The sequence below is a fragment of the Ottowia caeni genome (genome assembly GCF_050821495.1).
Lineage (GTDB): Bacteria > Pseudomonadota > Gammaproteobacteria > Burkholderiales > Burkholderiaceae_C > Ottowia > Ottowia caeni.
This window is the reverse complement of record NZ_CP151080.1, coordinates 2,340,769-2,361,933: the sequence shown is the minus strand read 5'-3', so window position 1 is coordinate 2,361,933 and position 21,165 is coordinate 2,340,769. Positions and strand designations below refer to the sequence as shown.

General features: G+C 58.6%; 18 protein-coding genes. 7 read left to right on the top strand and 11 right to left on the bottom strand.

The genetic code is table 11. The annotated features are described in order from the left end of the window. Window positions 1–11: 11 nt before the first annotated feature. The 7 genes from AAAK34_RS11445 to AAAK34_RS11415 form a co-directional block, all read right to left on the bottom strand. The gene (locus tag AAAK34_RS11445; RefSeq protein ID WP_231693150.1) at window positions 12–899 is read right to left on the bottom strand and encodes a lambda-exonuclease family protein; all 888 of its coding nucleotides are present in this window, start codon (window positions 897–899) and stop codon (window positions 12–14) included. Between the two features lie 121 nt (window positions 900–1,020). Beyond that, the gene (locus tag AAAK34_RS11440) at window positions 1,021–1,662 is read right to left on the bottom strand and encodes a DUF1071 domain-containing protein (RefSeq protein WP_231693149.1); all 642 of its coding nucleotides are present in this window, start codon (window positions 1,660–1,662) and stop codon (window positions 1,021–1,023) included. 92 nt (window positions 1,663–1,754) lie between these two features. After that, on the bottom strand, window positions 1,755–2,189 hold the full coding sequence (gene radC / locus AAAK34_RS11435) for a RadC family protein (RefSeq protein WP_231693148.1): 435 nt from the start codon (window positions 2,187–2,189) through the stop codon (window positions 1,755–1,757). Next, window positions 2,186–2,620: a zincin-like metallopeptidase domain-containing protein gene (locus AAAK34_RS11430; protein WP_431777285.1), complete on the bottom strand. Its 435-nt coding sequence runs from the start codon at window positions 2,618–2,620 to the stop codon at window positions 2,186–2,188. Before AAAK34_RS11430 ends, radC begins: the two co-directional genes overlap by 4 nt. Beyond that, window positions 2,548–3,084, bottom strand: a complete 537-nt coding sequence (locus AAAK34_RS11425) for an ArdC-like ssDNA-binding domain-containing protein (RefSeq protein WP_431777284.1) — start codon at window positions 3,082–3,084, stop codon at window positions 2,548–2,550. The genes AAAK34_RS11430 and AAAK34_RS11425 overlap by 73 nt, the downstream gene beginning before the upstream one ends. Before the next feature lie 74 nt (window positions 3,085–3,158). Next, complete coding sequence (locus AAAK34_RS11420; protein ID WP_431777283.1) at window positions 3,159–3,461, bottom strand: hypothetical protein; 303 nt, start codon at window positions 3,459–3,461, stop codon at window positions 3,159–3,161. A gap of 143 nt (window positions 3,462–3,604) precedes the next feature. Next, window positions 3,605–3,880, bottom strand: a complete 276-nt coding sequence (locus AAAK34_RS11415; RefSeq protein ID WP_231693145.1) for a hypothetical protein — start codon at window positions 3,878–3,880, stop codon at window positions 3,605–3,607. A 571-nt stretch (window positions 3,881–4,451) separates the two neighbouring features. On the opposite strand from AAAK34_RS11415, the gene AAAK34_RS11410 reads away from it, so the two are divergent. From AAAK34_RS11410 to AAAK34_RS11390, 5 genes are all read left to right on the top strand, one after another. Beyond that, complete coding sequence (locus tag AAAK34_RS11410; protein ID WP_231693144.1) at window positions 4,452–5,948, top strand: HsdM family class I SAM-dependent methyltransferase; 1,497 nt, start codon at window positions 4,452–4,454, stop codon at window positions 5,946–5,948. Next, window positions 5,945–7,459: an HsdM family class I SAM-dependent methyltransferase gene (locus tag AAAK34_RS11405; protein WP_231693143.1), complete on the top strand. Its 1,515-nt coding sequence runs from the start codon at window positions 5,945–5,947 to the stop codon at window positions 7,457–7,459. Before AAAK34_RS11410 ends, AAAK34_RS11405 begins: the two co-directional genes overlap by 4 nt. Next, entirely contained in the window at window positions 7,452–8,648 is a 1,197-nt protein-coding gene (locus AAAK34_RS11400) for a restriction endonuclease subunit S (RefSeq protein ID WP_231693142.1), read from the top strand. Before AAAK34_RS11405 ends, AAAK34_RS11400 begins: the two co-directional genes overlap by 8 nt. A gap of 2 nt (window positions 8,649–8,650) precedes the next feature. Then, on the top strand, window positions 8,651–11,641 hold the full coding sequence (locus tag AAAK34_RS11395) for a type I restriction endonuclease subunit R (RefSeq protein ID WP_231693141.1): 2,991 nt from the start codon (window positions 8,651–8,653) through the stop codon (window positions 11,639–11,641). 607 nt (window positions 11,642–12,248) lie between these two features. Further along, entirely contained in the window at window positions 12,249–13,511 is a 1,263-nt protein-coding gene (locus AAAK34_RS11390; RefSeq protein WP_231693140.1) for a hypothetical protein, read from the top strand. An 851-nt stretch (window positions 13,512–14,362) separates the two neighbouring features. On the opposite strand, the gene AAAK34_RS11385 is transcribed toward AAAK34_RS11390, so the two are convergent. Both AAAK34_RS11385 and AAAK34_RS11380 read right to left on the bottom strand, forming a co-directional pair. After that, entirely contained in the window at window positions 14,363–14,833 is a 471-nt protein-coding gene (locus AAAK34_RS11385) for a HEPN domain-containing protein (protein WP_431777282.1), read from the bottom strand. Then, entirely contained in the window at window positions 14,830–15,966 is a 1,137-nt protein-coding gene (locus AAAK34_RS11380) for a DUF262 domain-containing protein (protein ID WP_231693138.1), read from the bottom strand. Before AAAK34_RS11380 ends, AAAK34_RS11385 begins: the two co-directional genes overlap by 4 nt. Before the next feature lie 475 nt (window positions 15,967–16,441). Between AAAK34_RS11380 and AAAK34_RS11375 the strand changes: the two genes are divergently transcribed. Beyond that, on the top strand, window positions 16,442–16,660 hold the full coding sequence (locus AAAK34_RS11375; protein WP_431777281.1) for a hypothetical protein: 219 nt from the start codon (window positions 16,442–16,444) through the stop codon (window positions 16,658–16,660). 136 nt (window positions 16,661–16,796) lie between these two features. Here the strand turns inward: AAAK34_RS11375 and AAAK34_RS11370 are convergent, their stop codons facing one another. Then, complete coding sequence (locus AAAK34_RS11370) at window positions 16,797–18,593, bottom strand: hypothetical protein (protein ID WP_231693137.1); 1,797 nt, start codon at window positions 18,591–18,593, stop codon at window positions 16,797–16,799. After that, entirely contained in the window at window positions 18,590–19,867 is a 1,278-nt protein-coding gene (locus AAAK34_RS11365) for a dsDNA nuclease domain-containing protein (RefSeq protein WP_231693136.1), read from the bottom strand. The genes AAAK34_RS11370 and AAAK34_RS11365 overlap by 4 nt, the downstream gene beginning before the upstream one ends. Window positions 19,868–20,497: 630 nt before the next feature. On the opposite strand from AAAK34_RS11365, the gene AAAK34_RS11360 reads away from it, so the two are divergent. Further along, window positions 20,498–20,881, top strand: coding sequence for an SOS response-associated peptidase family protein (locus AAAK34_RS11360; RefSeq protein ID WP_431777280.1), 384 nt, complete (start codon window positions 20,498–20,500; stop codon window positions 20,879–20,881). Window positions 20,882–21,165 lie beyond the last annotated feature (284 nt).

Below are 21,165 nucleotides of genomic sequence, written 5' to 3'. Positions count from 1 at the left end.
GTGAAGAACGTTTAGGCAATGGTCACCCTCACCTCCGGCGCCGCCTTCTTCCGATACGGCTCCAGATCCACCCCCTGCAGCTGCGGCACCTTCTTGTAGTCCACGCTGCCCTGCCTCCAGTAGCGCGTCACCGTCACTCCTGCGCCCTGCTCTTTCGGGTGCTCTGCCAGCTTCACCAAGGCCTCCCTGGCCTCATCCAGCGCGGCGGTGCAGGCTTCCATCCGCTGTTTGGCCTCAGAGAACGTCTGCGCCGCCTGCTGCCACTCAGCGTCATTTCGCTGACGGGTATCCCCTTCCGATAGCGGCGGCGGCGTATCCGCGTCCAGAAACGGCTGAAACCACTCCCAGCCGCCACGAATACGCAGCATCCAGGCTTCATCGCGTGCGACCTCCAGCAGCACGCCCTTGGCCCCGTCGAACACCCACAGATGGGCGGTTCTCGCTCCGGCCACCATCAGCTGATGCTGCAGCTGCACCAGGTAGTGATCCGGCACCTGGCCCTTGATGACGTCCTGCCACAGATCGGACCGTGATCCTCGCAGCGGACACTTCACTTCCAGGATCAGGTCACCTTCGAGCGTGATGCCATCCAGACTGGCGCTGTAACCCTCCGAGCGCAGCACCAGCGGCTGCATGATCAGCCCCGTCTGGTCCTCGTAGGCGGCGCGCGCCACCGGCTCCAGCTCCGTGCCGCGCTGCATGGCCTGCGTCACCTTCGTTTCTAACCGACCCGTCTTCTCCAGCCACAGCTGATAGGGCGTCATCCAGGGACTAATCCCCAGGACCGCTGCCGACTCCGAGGCATTGCGCTCGCAGCGCCGGTAGGCCAGCCATTCCGGGCTGCCCTGGGTGAGTTGGACAATCTCCGGCATCGCGCTGGCCGATAGTCGTGCATTCATGATGGTTCTCCACAGATAAGAATCAAAAAAAGTCCGAGCACCCAACGCCAACGGCCTGCTTCATCAGCAGGCCGTTGTGTCGGTTTTGTCGGTAGGACCCCGGCGTTCGCCGGGTGTAGGTTCAAGCCGCCTGGGCGCGCTTCTTCTCCAGCGAACGAACCACGCGTGGGAACATCTCCACCGGGATGTCGGCCAGCTCCCGGACACCGAAGTAGTCCAGCATTCGCCGCATGTCCACCCCCAGCTCGATCACCAGGCGATGGATCTGTGCCTGCTGCGACCGACTGATGGTGGTGATCACACCGTCCTCGTCCGGGCTCCAGGGCGACGGCTCCTGCCGCTTCGGCGCCTCATCGTTGGCCGCAGGGGTATCGATGACCACCGGCAGGTCCTCACCGGCATAGATGTAGAGCCCCAGGCCGTGCAAGGCGATAGCCTTGACCAGGCAGCGCTGCAGGCTGGTGTTGATGTCAAAGGCCGTGGGTGCCAGCAGTGGCCGATTCCGGCCATCGAGCACCGGATGGATCTGGCTCAGGGTGATGCCCTGGACCGTGACAACGACCTCGACAAACACACCGGCGTCCGTAGCCAGATAAGGCAGGCCGCCGAAGCGTCGCACCTCCCAGGTGGCCGTGGGGTCGACGGAGCGCAACTGCGCCACCGCGAAGGGCCAGCTCAGGTAGGCGAACCCACCCTTGCGCTCAATATGCTCGTTGACGTTGATCGCGCTCAGGCGCGCGAAGGAATTGTGGTGCTCACTCATGACACTCTCCTTTGAAACAGAAACAACCAAAAAAAAGGGGCAGCACGAACGCCACCCCTGTACCGACAGAACCGACCAAACTGCACTGCGCTCTAGAGCCACCCCCTTTCGGCCAAGCTCACCGAGGCCTCACGTGCGAGCACGAAGTGATCCAGAACCTTCACATCCACCAGGGCCAGGGCCTCCTTCAGAACGGAGGTGAGCCTGATGTCGGCCTGCGAGGGTTCCGCCACGCCACTGGGATGGTTGTGCGCCAGAATCACGGCGGCGGCGTTGCGCTGCAGGGCCTCGATCACCACCTCCCGGGGATAGACCGTGGTCTGCGTCAGCGTGCCCCGAAACAGCTCCTGCACCTCGATCACGCGGTGCTGGGCATCGAGGTAAACAACGGCAAAGACTTCATGTCGCCGCTCGCCCAGCCGCAGACGCAGGTAGCTGCGCACGGCCTCGGGCGAGTTCAGCACATCAGCGCAGCGCATCTGGCTTTCCAGCCAGATCAGGGCTTGCTCCACGACCTGGGCACTCATGCGGCCTCCGCCATCGCTTGCGCTGCCTGCGGCACCCGGCCTTGCAGCAGGAAGTCTGCGGCCTTTTGCGCCTGCGCGGCCGCCGTGAAGATCAGGCGCCGGTCATTGCGCAGTGCCTGCAGCCAGTGCTCGACGTAGGACGCATGTTGCAGACTGCCGGCCAGACCGCAGTGCCCGCACAGGAAGGCTGAGCCAATCTCGGCCACCAGCTCCTCGAACGCATAGGCTTCGATGTGCTGGCGCCCTTGCAGGGGCCGGTTGCAGCGCGTGTCGTGTCCGCTCCAGTGGGTGAGCTCGTGCAGGGCCACGCGGTAGTAGCCTTCGGAGGAGTCGAAGCGTCCCCGTTCGGGCAGCTGGATCACATCCAGCGGGGGGCTGTAGTACGCCTGGTTGCCCCCATGCCGGATGCGCGCCCCGGAGTCGGCCAGCACCGCTTCGGCCTCCTCCACGGGGACCAGTTCGCCGACGGTGGCGCAGGTAGCAGCCCTTCGGGCAGGCCCTCCACCTGCGCGGCGTTGAACACGGTGAAGGATCGCAGCAGCGGAATCACCTTGGCGTCGGTACTGGTGGAGGTTGGCGCACCCTCACGGGTATCGTCCACTTCCAGCAGCTTGAAGAACACCACCTGGGTGCCCTGCTCACCGCGACGCACCTGGGCGCCCAGGGCCTGGGCCTGGCGGTAGGTGAGCCAGCGGTTGACGGTGTAGCCCCCCTGCAGCGCCTCAAAATTCAGCAGCAGCACGTTGATGCCCCTGTAGGGACGGCCAGAGCCCAGGTTGGCGGGGGCTGAAGATCCCGGACTGCCGGCCCAGGGAAGGACCCAGGGCGGCGCGCCGGCTTCGAGGGCGCTCACGATGCGGTCGGTGACCGACTGGTAGAGATCGAACTTGCTCATGGTGGTTCTCCAAAAAGAGCCCCGCCGGACGACCCGGACGGGGCTGGAACTGAACGTGAAACGGGCCGGGACGCTCAGACCGGCATCAGCGGCTTGACCCAGGCATGGGCGCGGCGGGCCAGGCTCTGCACAGCGAACACGGCGCCATCGAGCTTGCGGTCGGAGAGGACCAGCCGAACCGCCGGGTGCACGAGGTACTGGCTGAGCGCGAGTGACAGCGCCAGGCCCAGCAGCCAGACCAGAAAGGACAGAAACAGCCCCAGGGCTGCGGCCTCGATCATCCAGACACAGGCGGTGGCCAGGGCCACACCGGTGGCCACGTCTCCGGCCAGCACGGCCATGGAACGCACGAGGATGTTGCGGCGGGAATGACTCATGGGAAAGCTCCTATACGGGTTGAAGGGACAGAAGGCGTAAAGGCGGTGCCGCAGGCGCGAGAGCAGCGGCGGCTGGCGGTATCCGCCCCGCTGCAGGTGTTCGCTGCGGAAGTCGCGCGGTGGGCGCTCACGGTGGCGGCGCATCACAGGCTCAGGCGGATGAAGCCCGGGTGGTAATGCTCGCCGTGGATGTAGCCGAACATTCTCTTGGCGGCCGTGGTGCCCAGCGAGCACAGCAGGCCGGCGAAGGTCGCGGCCATGACGCCACTGAAGGTGCCCCAGTGGATGGCCAGGGTGAGGACGGTGACGGCCACGTCGATGGCCATGTCGTAGCGCAGCAGGCGCAGCATGGTGCGGCGCTTGAGCTTGATGAAGAGAAAGACAAGGCCGAGAAAGATGGCCAGACCGGTTTCGATCATGAGAGAACTCCTTGTGCTGAGTTGAGGAATGACGCTCTGGCAGGAACAGCCAGGAGGTCAAACCACAAAGATCAGCCCGCCGGCTTGCCGGCGGGGGAGTTCAGGCGGTCAGATCGTGGACGTGCAGGTCAGGAAGAGTTGGAGCCCCTGCAGGCCGGGAGTGATGGGACTCCGGGTTTCCTGGGGAAACCGAACCCGAAGTGGGGTGGGTGTTTGAGAACGGGGGGTGGGAGTGTCTACGCGACCGGAGTCAACAGGGTGTGCATGCACTTATGCGCGCGCAACCTCATCGGCGCGCGCTTTCTCACCAAATTGTCCGAAACTATAAGGACGCCGCCACATGGCGCAACGGGCTCAAGTAATTAACCTGAGCGAGTCCAGCGACGTAAACCTCGTGAATCGGCATGTGCATTGGAAATGCCATTAGATGGGCGATACTTCGTTAGACAGGGAGTGGGACCGTATCAACAGGCCCACGAGTCGGATAAGTCATAAAAAATGATTGACCGTGCGTATCTTCAGTGGGAGTAGAAGGTCAGCACGTAAGAGCGATCCAAGGGCAAAAAAATTAATGAGCGCTGTGCAAATCTCTTTAGGCCAACTTGAAGGCCACCTTTGGGAATCCGCCAACATCTTGCGCGGGCCAGTTGATGCGGCAGACTTCAAGACCTACATCTTTCCGATGCTGTTTTTTAAGCGCATCTGCGATGTCTGGGACGAGGAGTATCAGGAAATCGTCGACGAGACAGGTGACGAGCAGTTAGCCTGGTTTCCGGAGTCGCACCGCTTCCAGATCCCGGAAGACTGCCACTGGAACGATGTACGAGAGAAGCCATCGAACATCGGGGCTGCGCTTCAGCACGCTATGCGCGAGATCGAAAAGGCTAACCCTGAAACGCTCTACGGTGTGTTTGGCGATGCGCAGTGGTCCAACAAAGACCGATTGTCGGACTCACTGCTCAAGGATCTGATTGAGCACTTTTCAGCTTTGCCCTTGGGCAATCAGAACGTCAATTCGGACCTGTTGGGTGATGCCTACGAATACCTGATCAAGAAATTTGCCGATGCCACCAACAAGAAGGCCGGCGAGTTCTACACCCCGCGTAGCGTGGTGCGGCTCATGATCGACATACTCGATCCCAAGGAAGCAGAGACCATCTACGACCCAGCTTGTGGCACTGGCGGCATGCTCCTGGCTGCAGTTCAGCACGTGAAAGATCAGCACGGTGATGTGAAGCGCCTGTGGGGCAAGCTGTACGGGCAGGAGAAGAACCTGACCACATCCTCAATTGCCCGCATGAACCTGTTCCTGCACGGCATTGAGGACTTCCAGATCGTGCGAGGCGACACACTGCGCAACCCAGCTTTTTTCGATGGTGACCGATTGGCCACCTTCGACTGCGTGATCGCCAATCCACCGTTCTCATTGGAGAAGTGGGGTGAAGATCTCTGGTTGAACGACCCCTTTGGCCGCAACTTTGCTGGTCTGCCTCCCTCATCCAGCGGTGACTTCGCGTGGGTGCAGCATATGGTCAAGTCGATGGCCGACGTGACGGGACGGATGGCTGTGGTGTTGCCCCAGGGTTCCCTCTTCCGCAAAGGTGCGGAGGGCGGCATTCGACAAAAACTGCTGGAAATGGATCTCATCGAGGCCGTGATCGGGCTGGCTCCCAACCTGTTCTACGGAACAGGACTCGCTGCTTGCATCTTGTTGCTGCGCAAACGCAAGCCAGCGAAGCACAAAGGAAAGGTGTTGATCGCGGATGCATCTCGACTTTTCCGTCGAGGTCGTGCGCAAAACTTTCTGGAGCAAGAACACGCCGCCGAGATTTTCGGTTGGTATCGCGGCTTTGCCGACGTGCAAGACGCGGTCCGGGTAGTCAGCCTGGACGAGATCAAAGCCGAAGACTGGACACTCAACATCTCTCGCTACGTGTTGCCACCGCTGCAGGAAGACATTCCTCCGCTTCCCGAAGCCATTGCTGCCTTCAAGGAAGCCCTCGCCCGCTGCCACGAAGCAGAGGAACAGCTCGCTAAGGTTATGACTGAAGGAGGATGGCTGAAATGAGTCGCATCAGCCAGCAAGAACTCGAAAGCTACCTGTGGGGCGCCGCTGTGTTGCTGCGCGGTCTGATCGACGCCGGCGACTACAAGCAGTTCATCTTCCCGTTGCTGTTCTACAAGCGGGTGTCGGATGTGTGGGGCGAGGAATATCAAGCAGCACTAGCTAACTCAGGCGGTGACCTCTCCTATGCGCAGTTCGCCGAGAACCACCGTTTCCAGATTCCCGAGGGTGCGCACTGGAACGATGTTCGCCAGACAGCCAAAAACGTCGGTGCGGCCATTCAAAAGGCCATGCGGGCAATCGAAACCGCCAACCCTGACATGCTGGACGGCATATTCGGCGACGCTCCCTGGACGAACCGCGAACGCTTACCCGACGAGACGCTGAAGAACCTGATCGAGCACTTCTCTACCCAGACACTCTCGGTCGCCAACGTACCCGAGGATGAGCTGGGCAATGCCTACGAATACCTGATCAAGAAGTTCGCGGATGACTCCGGCCACACCGCAGCGGAGTTTTACACCAACCGCACCGTCGTCCACCTGATGACACAGCTCCTGGCTCCTCAACCGGGCGAGTCAATCTACGATCCTACGTGCGGTACCGGCGGCATGCTGATCTCGGCCTTGGATGAAGTCAAGCGCTCGGGCGGCGAGTACCGCACGCTCAAGCTCTATGGGCAGGAGCGCAACCTCATTACCTCCTCCATCGCTCGCATGAACCTGTTCCTGCACGGCGTGGAGGACTTCGAAATCATCCGGGGTGACACCCTGGCTGAACCGAAGCACATCGAAGGTGACCGCCTGCGCCAGTTCGATGTGATCCTGGCCAACCCACCGTACTCCATCAAACAGTGGAACCGCGAGGCCTGGAGCAGTGACAAGTGGGGCCGCAACTCGCTGGGTACGCCGCCGCAGGGCCGCGCCGATTACGCCTTCCAGCAGCACATCCTGACCAGCCTCACCGCCAAGGGACGTAGTGCCGTGCTTTGGCCCCATGGCGTCCTGTTCCGTAATGAAGAACAGGCCATGCGCGCCAAGATGGTCGAGCAGGACTGGGTGGAGGCCGTCATCGGCTTGGGCCCCAACCTGTTCTACAACTCTCCGATGGAGTCGTGCATCGTCATCTGCAACCGCAAGAAGGTCGCCGCTCGCAAGGGCAAAGTGATCTTCATCGACGCGGTGAACGAGGTCACCCGGGAACGGGCGCAGAGCTTCCTGAAGCCTGAGCACCAGCAGCGCATCCTGACCGCTTACAAGACGTTTGCCGATGTGCCCGGTTTCGCTAAGGTCGCCACCCTGGCCGAAATCGACGCCAATGCGGGCAACCTGTCGATCCCGCTGTACGTGAAGCGCATTGCCGCCGCCATCGCCACCGACAGCAATGGTGACGCGGTATCGCTGCGCTCAGCCTGGGACCAATGGCAAACCGATGGCCGCGCTTTCTGGCAACAAATGGACGCGCTGGTAGAAACGCTGGTTGGACTGACGCAGGAGGACGTCGAGCGTGTCTGACAAGAAGAACAAGAGCCTGAAACCAGGCTGGCGCCAGGTGAAGTTTGGCGACGTGGTGCAGCTCTCGAAGGCTCGCAGCCAAGATCCACTGGCCGATGGCATTGAACGATACGTCGGGCTGGAGCACCTTGAACCGGGCGATCTGCGCATCCGCAGTTGGGGCAACGTCGCCGACGGCGTGACCTTCACCAGCGTCTTCAAGCCCGGACAAGTGCTGTTCGGCAAGCGCCGCGCTTACCAACGCAAGGTGGCCGTGGCGGACTTCTCTGGCGTGTGCTCCGGCGACATCTACGTACTGGAGACCAAGGACTCAAGGATATTGCTGCCCGAGTTGCTGCCGTTCATCTGCCAGACCGACGCCTTCTTCGATCACGCTGTGGGCACATCGGCAGGCTCCCTGAGCCCGCGCACCAACTGGACGAGCTTGGCCGACTTCGAATTCGCACTGCCGACAACTGCGGAGCAGAAGGACATCGTCGAAGTTCTGCGGGCATCTCGTATCGTCGCGGACACCCAAGCAGATGCGCTGAGAAATCTGCAGGACCTCAGACAATCAACTATCGATCACCTGCTGCGCCTTCCAGAGAGCGGCACGTTTGTCCGCCTTGAACAGGTCGCGACTATGCAGAATGGTCGCCCCTTTCCGGGGGACGAGTACGCTGATGAAGGTACCAGGCTGCTTCGCCCTGGCAACTTGGGCGCGTCTGGCTATCTGACCTGGCTCACGGATAAGACCGTCTGCCTAGACCCCAAGTGGGAAGTATCTGCGTCGGACTTTGTGATCCATCCCGGCGATGTCGTCATCAATCTGACAGCACAGTCGCTGGAAGACGGGTTCATGGGCCGAGTCTGCCTAGCCCGAGAGCACGACAAGAGTCTGCTAAATCAGCGAATCGGGAGGTTCCGCTGCAACGAGGACACACTGCGGCCAGAGTTTCTGTTTAGATGCTTGCAGACATCTCGATTTCGCCAGCACGCCCACGCAAACTGCGAGGGCAGCAAGGTAAAGCACATGTTCTGGCAGCACCTTGCCAAGTATGAGATAGCGATCCCCAACATTGCGGCGCAGGAGGAGGTGATTGCCCAGTGCGCCTCTATCGATGAGGCCATTGGGTCCCTCGGTTCTCGCCTGGCTGCATCACAGCAACTGGCTGCGCGTCTGACAAATCAGCTCGCCGGAGGAACCTGAGCGTGGCCTTTACCGAGTCCAACACCGTCGAAGCCTACGTCCGCGACCTGCTTGCGGGACCGCTCAAGGCGGCACCGGCAAACGTCGTCCAGGAACCACTGCCCAGCTACGGCCCTAGCCCCAGAGGCATCGGCTGGCGCTATGCAGCCCCTTCCGAAGTGCCGCGACAGATTCAAGAGGTGATGGTCGAGCCCTGGTTGCGCGATGCGCTGATCCGCCTGAACCCTGAGATTGCCGCCCAGCCTGACCGGGCCGACGAGGTGCTCTACAAGCTGCGCGCCATAGTGCTCTCGGTGCGTTCAGATGGGCTGATCCGCGCCAACGAGGAAATGACCTCCTGGATGCGCGGCGAGCGCTCGATGCCCTTCGGTCACAACAATGAGCATGTGCCGGTGCGGTTGATCGACCTGGATGACCTGGCGCAGAACCAGTTCATCGTCACCCAGCAGTACACCTACCGCGCTGGCCCCACCGAACGCCGGGCTGATCTGGTGTTGCTGGTCAATGGCTTGCCGCTGGTGCTGATCGAAGCGAAGACACCAGTGAAGAAGTGCATCAGCTGGGCTGACGGTGCTATACAGGTACACGACGACTACGAGAAGTTCGTGCCGGAGCTGTTCGTCTGCAACGTGTTCTCGGTGGCCACCGAGGGCAAAGCCTATCGCTTCGGCTCCATCGGGCTCCCAGTCAAAGACTGGGGGCCTTGGCATCTCGATGGTGATGGCGAAGACGGCCAGCACCACCCGCTGAAGTCGCTCAAACTGTCAGCCGAGAGCATGCTGCGGCCGCATGTGGTGCTGGATATTCTGGGCAGCTTCACCCTGTTTGCCACCAACAAGAAAAAGCAGCGCATCAAGATCATTTGCCGCTACCAGCAGTTTGAAGCGGCCAACAAGATCGTCGAGCGCGTGCTGGTAGGTTACCCCAGGAAAGGCTTGATCTGGCACTTCCAGGGTTCGGGCAAGTCGTTGCTGATGGTGTTCGCTGCGCAGAAGTTGCGCATGCATGCCGGCCTGAAGAACCCCACCGTGCTGATCGTCGTGGACCGGATTGATTTGGATACCCAGATCACCGGCACCTTCACTGGAGCCGACATCCCGAATCTTGAAAAGGCCGACACACGTGAAAAGCTCCAGCAACTGCTGGCGCAGGATGTGCGCAAGATCATCATCACCACGATCTTCAAGTTCGGCGAAGCCACTGGCAGTCTGAACGACCGCAGCAACATCATCGCGCTGGTAGACGAAGCTCACCGCACCCAGGAAGGTGATCTGGGCCGCAAGATGCGCGAAGCCCTGCCCAATGCGTTTTTGTTCGGCCTGACCGGTACGCCGATCAACCGTGCCGACCGAAACACCTTTTATGCCTTTGGTGCAGACGAGGACGAGAAAGGCTACTTGAGCAGGTACGGCTTTGAGGAGTCGATCCGGGACGGTGCTACGCTCAAGCTTCACTTTGAGCCCCGGTTGATCGACCTGCACATCGACAAGGCGGCGCTAGATGCCGCGTACAAAGACCTGACCGGAGGCCTGTCGGACCTTGACAAGGACAACCTCGCCAAGACCGCCGCCAAGATGGCCGTGCTGGTGAAGACGCCAGAGCGCATCCGCAAGATCTGCGAGGACATCGTCGAGCACTTCCAGACAAAGGTGGAACCCAACGGCTTCAAGGGCCAGATCGTCACCTTCGACCGGGAGTCCTGCCTGCTGTTCAAGACTGAGTTGGACAAGTTGCTGCCGCCCGAGGCCACGGACATCGTGATGTCGGTGCAGGCGGCGGACAAGAAGGAACATCCAGAATACGCCCTCTACGACCGAAGCCGCGACGAAGAAGAGCGACTGCTGGATCGCTTCCGCGACCCGGCCGACCCGCTGAAGCTGATTATCGTCACGGCCAAGCTGCTGACCGGCTTCGACGCGCCGATTTTGCAGGCCATGTACCTGGACAAGCCGCTGCGCGACCACACGCTGCTGCAGGCCATCTGCCGGGTCAACAGAACCTACTCGGAGCAAAAGACGCACGGTTTGATCGTGGACTACCTCGGCATCTTTGATGACGTTGCAGCGGCTCTGGAGTTCGACGATCAGAGTGTCAAGCAAGTCGTCAGCAATATTCAGGAACTAATAGACAAGCTCCCCGAGGCCATGCAGAAATGCTTGGCCTTTTTTGTGGGCTGCGATCGCTCCTTGGCGGGCTACGAGGGACTAATTGCGGCGCAGCAATGTCTACCCAACAACGAGATCCGTGACAGCTTCGCAGCAGAGTACAGCGTGCTCAACAAGGTCTGGGAGGCATTGTCACCTGATGCGGTACTTGGAACCTTCGAGACAGACTACAAGTGGCTGTCGCAGGTTTATCAATCCGTGCAGCCTACCAGCGGCTATGGCAAGCTGATCTGGCATTCGCTCGGCGCCAAGACCATCGAATTGATCCATCAAAACGTGCACGTCGATGCCGTTCGGGACGACCTCGATACCCTGGTGCTCGATGCCGACCTGCTGGAAGCCGTGCTCTCAAATCCTGACCCGAAGAAGGCGAAGGAAATCGAGATAAAGCTGAAGCGCCGACTCCGCGGGCATGCCGGAAACCCAAAGTTCAAGAAGCTGTCGGAACGGCTCGACGCCTTAAAAGACCGTTTTGAATCCGGACAGATCAACAGCGTCGAGTTTCTGAAGCAGTTGCTGGAAATCGCCAAGGAGACGCTGCAGGCCGAGAAGGAGGTTCCGCCAGAGGAGGACGAGGATCGCGGAAAGGCAGCGCTCACCGAGCTGTTCAACGAAGTGAAGACAGCCGAAACACCGATCATGGTCGAACGCGTCGTGGCGGACATCGACGAGATCGTGCGTCTCGTTCGGTTCCCAGGATGGCAGGGCACACAAGCAGGGGAACGCGAAGTCAAGAAAGCGCTGCGCAAGGCGTTATTCAAATATAAATTACACGCGGATGAAGAGCTTTTTGAAAAAGCCTACAGCTATATTCGACAATATTACTAAAGGCGAATGAGCAACGACTCCGCTGGAACCTTGCCCGTGTTCTCTATCCGAAAATGAATCTGGAGCTGCCCGCAGTTCAGCTCGATCTTCCGCTTGTAGTCACTTTCGAACTGAGGCACCTTGTTTCGCTCCCACTTCGTATCGCGTTCGTCCAAAGTATCGTCATAGTCGCTTAGGATTGAAGTGAATTGCGAGTGCTCCTGTTCCGGCATGGGACTATTCCGGATGATGGTCTCCTGAATCGCTTGCCGCTCTTCCAACGAGCCATAGGCCAGGCCCTCTCACTTTCCCCTACGACAAGCTGCCCAGACCCGCCAGCGAGAGCAGGCCCGCGATGCCCGCCTTGTTCTACGTTCGCGCGCCTGGGATGTGGTCATCGGCGCAGCGCTATCACGCAACCGCAACCTGGGACAGCTGTACCTCGGATAGCTGAATGCTCGACCTAGTACCGAAGGACGAGTCTCGACGTCAGCCAGATGGCGGATTAAGGGGTATTTCGATCCCACTACCGATCGAGACCCGCACTTGTGCCGACAACAGTCACTGCACCGAGCGGCCCGGCCGTTGCCTTGAACATGGTTTCCGGTCGACAATCTGAGCTAAGAACATGCCGCCCAAGACCCCCTACGACCATCTATCGGCTCAGCTGGCCGCAATGCGCCTCATAGCCAAGGCCGTCAGCCTCGTCAGCCCCCGGGTACGAGAAAGTTGGCGCCAAGTGGAGTCGCAATTGGCGGTGGTGCAGGAGATAAAGATGAACATCGCGCTGTTCTCCGAGCGGTACGTGCCGCTAGGGTGGGCGAACTACGACCGCATGTCATCGACGGTCCTCGCAGAACTAGCCATGTGCAGCGTGGAGCAGGGAGAGCAGCTCCTCACTCAGCACCATCTCGACGAGCAGACCCTGCGGGAGTTGGGTTACAGGTTTCATCTGTCCCAGTTCCAGCCTTGGGCAGCAATCTACGAGCGAGCAATCGAACGGTGCAAGGCAGAGGATTGGCTCAGTGCCGTTCCTCTCATTCTCATCATCATCGACGGAATCTGCACAACAAGTTCTGGCAAGCATCCATTTTCTGGCGGCGCGGACGCCGAAGTCTTCGATACCCAGACTAGCGGCACGGGCGGGTTGGCAGAAGCGTTGAAGGTGCTCGGATCCACGCGGCGGAAGCTCAGTGACGCCCCCATTGACGCCCCTTTTAGACATGGCGTCGTCCATGGGCTGAACCCGAACTACGGCTTTCCAATAGTCGCAGCAAAGGCTCTCAACCTGCTCCAGGCCGCCACGGACTACTTTGTCAGCATTAGGGACGAAGCACAGCGGCTTGCCCGCGCAGAAGAGGAACAGCGGCCGGCAAGCTTCCGCGAGATTGCAGCCGCCATGCGCCGAACAGCAAACCTCAAGGCGGCGTTGGAAGCGTGGCGACCCAGACCTGAGCGCACCGGCTTGGCCATTGACGAATCATGCGCGGAAATCGCCGACGATATGCTTCCTGAAGCGGTCGCTGCAAAGTACTTGCAGTTTCTGGAAAAGACCAACTATGGAGAACTGGCTGCGCTACACGTTGACTATCCTCAGCGCCCAGTGGCCTATCGCGCGGGGCAACTTCGACAGGAACTAAAGGGGATACGCGTGCTGCATTGGGTTATCAGCAGCATCCGTGACACATCAGCGAGCATCACCACGGTTAGAGTTAATGTCCAAATCGAAGTCGCCGGCCGTCGCGACGAGCTCTCAGGAGATCTAAGAATGATGTACGCGGACCCGTCCTTCGAGGTGATGGTGCGCAGCATGGCCGAAGGCCAGTGGTATGTCATGCCCAACCTGACCACCGACCTTTCGGTGAAGAAACTGCAGCTTGAGGCACAGTAAGGTCAAACCATCTGCGGCAACGGCCGTTAGATCCCGACCATTATGCAGAGCTCTACATAAAGGCTGTTATGCACAGTGCTCCGTTATGAGTAGCTCGGTGGGTACTCGTGCGAGATCTCCCTGGTGCGGTGCGCGCGCATGCGCCACGAGCGCTATCCATAGTTTCGTCATGCTCAGAAGTGCCAAAGACGATGAATCCTTGCTGAGCCTGCGCACTGCGGCTTCATCTCCAGCCGTGCGGCAAACTATTCCAATCCCAGAAGTTTGATTTACCGCTGTAGAGGGAAAACCCGTCACAAACAGGCGAAATCGGCTGGGGCGGTGTGCCATCGTCATCGCGTCGGCGGCTACCGTGTGACAAGACTGTTTACCCTCGATCTCGCCTCGTCTGGAATCAAACGTTATGTGCAGCGCGTCCTCGCCCTTGACGCCAACAACGCCAGCGTTCATGCGACCTGCAGCCCGACGGCGTCGGAGTCCTGCAGATAACTGGGACCTGTGCGTAACGACCCTTATGCAGAGCTCTACATAAAGGCTGGGTGATGCCGTTAAGGTTTCGCAGCCCAATGACAGCCGCTGCCGAAACCTGCCGTTCGTGATCCTGCGAGGCGACCGATCGCTGTACCTTTAGCAGCAGCCACTCAGCAGCGAGTAGCCACACAAGGTGCCGAGTGACTCCTTCCCGCGAAGGCGACCGGCTGTTCGCGACCCAAAGCTGCCATAGCTTGCTCAAAAAGCAGCCCTTCAGGAACGTTGAAGTCATCGGCGCTGCGCGGCATTGTTGCGCAGCGTCCGTGTGGACTGCTGGGTATGCGTTTAGTCTGCGTCATAGTCGTGATGAACGACCGCATCTAGTATTTCGATAACCCGGACACCATCTTTGAAATACTGCAATGTCGCGTCAATTGGTAGGTTAGGGCTCCCCCGTGTGCGAATTCGTTCCGGGCGTCGACCAAAGCTGTAAGCGCGCCCTTAAGACGGGGTTTGTCGTCAAGAGCCATCTGCTCATCAAATCTAGCACGCCAACGATCGTCAAACTCAGAGAGCATGTTCTCAATCATGCCGAGTTTCGGGTTACATGATGAATCCCGAACTTTACGCTTGATAAATTTTTTTACCTGCGCATGACTGTCTTTATCAATCTTGTCAGCGATTGATTGCTTAAAAGCAGTTTCAATGCTACCCGTAGCACGAATAACGGCGTATTTTTTTATGTAAGGTGTTGGATTTGCTCCATCCCCAAGTCCGGTAAGCAAGGCGTAAATTCCGTCAAGTTCCGCGCGGCAGTCATCAAGAATTTTCTTTACATCCTTGTTGTTCATTTCATTTCGACTCCGAAGAGACCAACGAACATTTGCGACACTCTGCTCCGGATGTTTGGGACACGCATTGTTTCTTGAGACAGTAATTTCTGATATTCCGGTAACTTCAAAATAGACAGTCTTCGAGCCTCCAGCTCGCCGGGTTTGAACTGTCCTATATCTCGCCGTGTTGCAACGTCGCCAGAGATCATGATCGCGTCAAATAGCGTGGGACTGAAACTAGGGACGAGCTTTCCTTCTTCGGTTGGCGATAGGTTATGAAATGCGCCGTTGCCAAAGTGTTCATGAACAAACTCGATGGTCACCTCGAATCTTGATCTCAGGTCGGCCACCAAGTCGGGGCTGTTTACTGAATCCATGTATTGATTCAGATATTTCTTCAGAGAAATTCGAGATGGTGCCTTATCTGAGAAAAGTATTTTCTCATCCGAAATCGCGAAGAACCGAAGAATGTGCTCAAGATCACGCATCCTCTCATCAGGGACCTCTGTCCCCCAAAGGGTTCGCCAGTTCTTGTTGGCATTTAGCTCAAAAAGCAGGGAGTTAATCGGCCCTTGATAAATACAGTTCCGAATTTCTTGGGGTAGTAGTGTTCTTCCACTAGAGTTAATTCGTTCGAACACCTGATAAAGGCTGGTGTCGCCATTTACCGGGTGCTGCTGCATAAAAATAATCGCGTGAATTGTTGTATTTCTTATTTTTCGCTGCTCGTCGTCTGATAACTCCAGGAAAGCCTTGCCTCTCCAGCGTTCATGAATTTTGTCGCTTCTTGAGAGCTTAAAAACGGAATTATCTTTTGAAAAAATTCCTTTTACGTAATCTCTGACGGTCATGAACCTTTGGTAGCCATCAATGATTAGTAATTTCTCGTCTTTGGTTTTTGCAAGAAAAATGCTGGGGACAGGTAGGCCAAGAAGAACAGAGTCAATAAACCTTGATGCTTCTGTTTTGTCCCAAACGTAGTTGCGCTGGAGTTCTGGCTTGACCAATTCATCTTCATCGTATCGTGAGATGAGTTCGCGAAAGCTAAGGTCCGCCCCCCATGACGAAATTTTGAATAGATCGTCGTCACTGTAAAAATCATTCTGTTCGTCAGCGGGTGCGTCAACGATAGTCGTCTTATTTTCAGCCATAAAATTTCCTAGCAACAGTAAGTGGCGTGAAACGCATAAAAGTTATTCAGGCACGGAAACGTCAGCGTTAGCCCTAGTAATACGGGCACAATTGCACCGCCTGAAACATTTTTAATGACGCGGATATTATCAGATGCCGGTCTCCTAATCAATCAACAATCATACGAACCGGACCAAAGCACGCAATGTGACAATTTCCTGAGAGGCAGCTTCTGGCCGATTCGAGCCGACCGGACGCTCAGACTCGTCACCGCAAAGCGGTCCTCCAGGGTCTCCCTCAGCCGGAGCTTTTTGGCGCGGGGCAACCGCCTGCTAATGGCCGGGAACGGTTCTAGACCGCACTGGCTGGGCGCACAATGCCGGTTGGATGTCTAGAACCTACTTCGTGCAGGGAGCCTCTATCCGCCACACGACGCCTCGTTTTAGCCTCGACAATGCGACAGCGCCAATTCTCGGCGGCCTTTAGGAGCCTTGCATGTCAAAGCCGTACAAGCGTGCCGACCCGCGCGCGCAGAAGCACGCTCCCAGCGACGCAGGTCGTGCGGAAAAGGACGCTGCTCGCCTTGGGCGCGACACACGTGGGTGGGTCGCCGCAAACAAGCGCCCAGGGAAGGAGTTCGAAGCCCGACGCAACCTTCCATCCGGCCCGCTGGGTGGCTCAGGACGCAAAACGAATATCTCGCGATCCTCCTAGGCTGCCGCGAGACCGCCATCGGCCAGGAGCGGAATGTGGAAGTGTCGGCTTACCGGCCGCCTTTATGTGTGCGCGGAGCCCTTCGCCGCCTCCGAATGACCGTCGGATCCCGCTGCATTGCATCCCTGGCGACGGGTCATTCATCCTCGTCATCTCCGGCGTCAGGAACAGGGATGTCGCCGTCCTGGGGCTGCTCGTCGCCGACTGGCGCTTGCTTCAATAGTTCGTCGTGCATTGCCTTGACCATGCCGCTGAGCGCCTCGACGCCTGGACGAAAAGCTTCCTCCAGCAGGACGTGGCGCTTGATGCCAAACTCCAGGATGCTGCAATCTTCAGGCGGCACCCATTTGTCTGGGATCGACTCAGTCGCAACCATGGTTTGGCCCGAGTGAGCTCGTTTCAGAATAGTGTCGAGCATCCGCCCGAGGCTCACAGGGTCCTGACCTGACTGTTGCGGTGTGTCGACGATGAACGGGAACGTGGGGCCGTCGCCGTACTTCGAGTGCGCCGACAGCAGCGCAAGGTGGTTCGCCAATACTGCGCGTGGCGCGTAGCTCCCGCTTGCGTTCGGCGAGCGCGTGCCAATCGTCACCTTCGACGCGATTTCGACCTTCGCGATGTCGAGCATATCGGCGTAGGAAATCAGGTCTTCCTTGAAAGATGCGCGAATCCGCTTTTCTCGATCCTTGTCGGCCAAATCCTTTAGCCTGCTGTCGTACTCTTGGAGCTCCTCGGTGGCGATGTCGAGCTCCGCTGCGAGGTCGCGGCGCGTGACGTCGTAGGCGTCCTTGAGTACGGACAGGCTCTTGGCGACCACGACGTCAGCCACGGGTCGTCCGTCGCGCTGAACCTTTAGAGACTCGTTCAACGAGCGTAGCCGCTCGGCCACAGCATTGAGCTTGGTTTGGAGTGCCGCCTCATCGCTTTGCAGCTTGTCTCGTGCCGTTTGCAACCGAATGACCACTTCGTGGATATCGTGCGCGTCGGTGGCGAGCGCCTGTCGTGCGTGGAACGTCGCAGTGTGGACGTGTGAGCAAGTAGGGCAAACCAATGGCTCGTCGTCTGAATAGTTGGCGAGGAATGCTTGGTCCTCGACAAGTTCGCGTTCGCTGGCCAGGGCCATGTTCAACTCGGCCGTAAGCTGCTGCCGCCTTTGAGCAAGCTTGAACAGGTCCGCGCGCACCTCGTCTTGTTCGTCGCGCAACTTTTTCGTTAACTCCGACACCTCGCGCAACTCGCGCGCGAACTGGCTCTCGTCAATGGTGGTCGTCCCCGCTGGGAGCATCTCTACCACTCGCTTGTAGGAGGTCTCCTGTAGCTTTAAGTGCACCTTGGCGGTCTTAATTTGAACGGCCGCCCGGTCTCGATGCACCTGGGCCTCGAGGTAGGACGCGGTCTTCAAGCCGGTGAATGACGAGAAGAGCGGCATCTGCCATTTCACGAACTGGCCCAGGTACGGAAAGGTTGCCCATTTCGGGCCCCATCCGCTGTCTTGGTCGATATAGAACGGAAGCATGGCGTAGTCGGGCCCAGCCAAGCCGAACTCACCTTCCTCCTTGCGCTGAAGCATCAGTTTGAAGCCGAAGGTCTCAGAGAAGAACTCACTCCACTTCGAGCTGGACTCGGTCGTAAATATAAGGAGGCCCAGCTCGTCGAATGCGGCGCGCTTGCGGCCTTGTCTCAGGAAAGTGAACTTCCCCGACGAGCCAACTGACAGCTCAAGGGCGGCAACCACGTTTGAGTCGAACTCGCCCGCGGCACGTCTTGCCGGGTCGCAGCCGAGCGCCCAGACCAAGTGCTTCAGTACACGCGACTTGCCTGTGCCGTTACTTCCCGCCAGCAGGTTGCGTCGGGGGTGAAACTTCAGCTTCCTCGCGCTCGCGTCTCTTTCGGACAGCAGCCAAAGCTCGTTGAATACCACGATGGGGCTCATGATGCTGCCTCAGGTTGCGAACCAGTCGCAGCAGTTGAAAGGTGTCGGAGTGGTTGTGCATTTTTGAGAGTCATCGCCATCAGGCAGTAGAGGAAGCCATCGGAATACAGGTGTGAGTCCCGAACCTTCATCGCGCGGAGGTCCGCCAGCCACGCCGGCAGTCGAGCCTTGAGGTTTCCGTTCGCCTTGTATTGGTTGTTCTTGATGTATAGGTCGACCAGCGCTCGGGCAGTGAGCCAGACCACGCTGGCGCGATTGGTGACTTCCGCGCAAGCGGTGTTCACCGCAGCCTCCATCTCCTGGACTATCTCGTAATCGGCCGCCTCGGCGTTCAGCCGCGCGATGACCTGCGCGACCAGGTCTTGCGTTCGGACGTGGGTGTCGTTTGCCGCAGCGAAGTACTGAGTCACATCAGCTCTCGTAACTGCGCGCTCAAGCAAGTCCGGGAAGTCCTTGGCGTAGGCTCGTTTGCCGGCTCGCTGCTGCACGTACGACGCCACGAGACAGATGGCAATGAACGGGGCATTGACCTGCGGCTCAATTTTCTTGAGCTGACACAGCTCCACCAACTCGCCAATGGCAAACTTGTGGGCCTCCTCAGTAGGGCAGTTGGTCACTGTCAAGCGGAAGCCATCAAGAGCAATCGCTTCGTTCTCAGGCATTTCGAGCTGCTTGCGAAAAGCTTCCTGGACCTTGGCGACTGCTGCGGCCGGCAAGTCGCATAGCTCAACTGCGGTCACTGTTTCATTTTGGTCATCGTCCCCGACTCCAACGTAGAACGGTGCGTTCGAAGCGAAGACGAGCTCCGGAGGCGGCGTGAGCCCGGAAAAGCGCTGGCGGTGGAAGTACAGCTTGGCCAGCGTGGACTGTCCCGGCTTACGCGAACGAACGGCTATCCGGCGCTTTGGTGCGGCTGGAGCGTCTGTCTCGTCTATGGTGGCCTGCACTACTTTTGCCGGAGGTGCCGGTGGTGGAGTCAGCAGTCCAGTCAAGGTCCAGTGGTGCGTCGACTCGTTTTTCTTGAGCTGGATGAACGTGACGCGCGTGGGCCGCTTGGACGAGTTGCAAACGGCGATGTCCTCCTGCCATTCAAGTACGACGGCGTAGTCCTCGCCGGTCGCATGTGCCTTCAGTGTCTCAAGCACTGCTTGCCAGACCTGAAAGCTGAACCCACGGACAGCATGCTGTCCTCCAGTCTCGTCCCCGCTCCTGTCTTTGAACAAGGTGAGGACGTCGTGAAGGCTCGGTTCCCCGCCTGAGCTCGCGTTTTTCATGGGTGAAGCTTACAACAGTTGGTAACGCAGTCGGCAGGTGGTGCGGAGTAGCTACCTGCAAACGTATACGCGGCTACGGGAGTCAGGCCTGGCCCGCTTGCGGTGCCGTGCGCCGACAACTATGCAGCGGGACCTGTCGACTGCATGACCTCGTGCTGATCGTTTGGAGTCTGGACTGACTCCTGTGGGTCGGTACCGCCTGTCCAAGTGATGTGGAAGCGGTCGTTGATGCGTAGCCCGCATGGTCGCGGAATCCCTATGGCCGCAGTACCTCGGACAGCAACCGCTCGGGCCAGCGCTGGTGGCTTTACCCAACAGCCGCTTCGTAGCAGTCAGCATGACTTCGTCTCGCAGCACCCACCGGCAGCAGTCGCTGCAAAGTAGCCGATTGCTGAGAGAGGACACAAGACTGCGATGGTTCGAGAACTCCATCTGGACAACCACAAAGCAACCATTCCCATTAGGCTGAACATGAACGAGAGATCAGTGACAATTTGGAAGCACAGAGCGGAATTTCAGGTTGCGCGGATAGCAATAGTTGAGAACTATCATTTCCTCCAGTCGACTCCAGATGTTCTCTGGATGATGCGCAGGTGACGCAGTGTTTTCTTGCGCCAAAGCGAACAGACCATGTGCAACCGTTACATCAGCCCAGCAGAAGCTGAAATTGAGCGCGCCTGGCACGTCTGCAGGGACAATCCTGGCCGTTGGTGGGATGAGGTTCTCTTCCCCTGTGGGCGCGGGCCGTTCATTCGCCGCGCCGTGAATGACACAGGATACGTAAGCGAACTGGTCGTAGGGCAATGGGGACTGATACCGCCCTTTGCCAAGGCGGCCAAACTGCCCTACAGCACGAACAATGCCCGGTCTGAAGAGGTGGCGACCAAGCCCTCCTACCGAACGGCCTGGGCCAAGGGGCAGCGCTGCATCATTCCGGCCACTGACTTTGATGAGCCCTACTGGCTGCTGAAATACTGCCGGAGGGCTCGAAAAATCGCTTGCAGCCCGTTTTGAGCGGTGGATGTTCTTGGCAGCCAGTGGGCAAACCAGTATTTCAGCAGCCTGTGAGTGCCAAGGCCTGCTCAGTAACCTAACTTTTGTTGGCCACGTGTAACTCAAAGGACGTTCGCCGAGGATGAGCCCAGCAAGCGATCTCAACGATGCCTGAGTGCCAACTACCGTTCAAGATGGGCTTGCCTGACGGACACGATAAGAGTTGACACTGAAATTAACCACTGATAATTTCGATGCACGAGAGAGCGTATGCAGACCTGAAAAACCTTTGAGTTTGAAGGAGT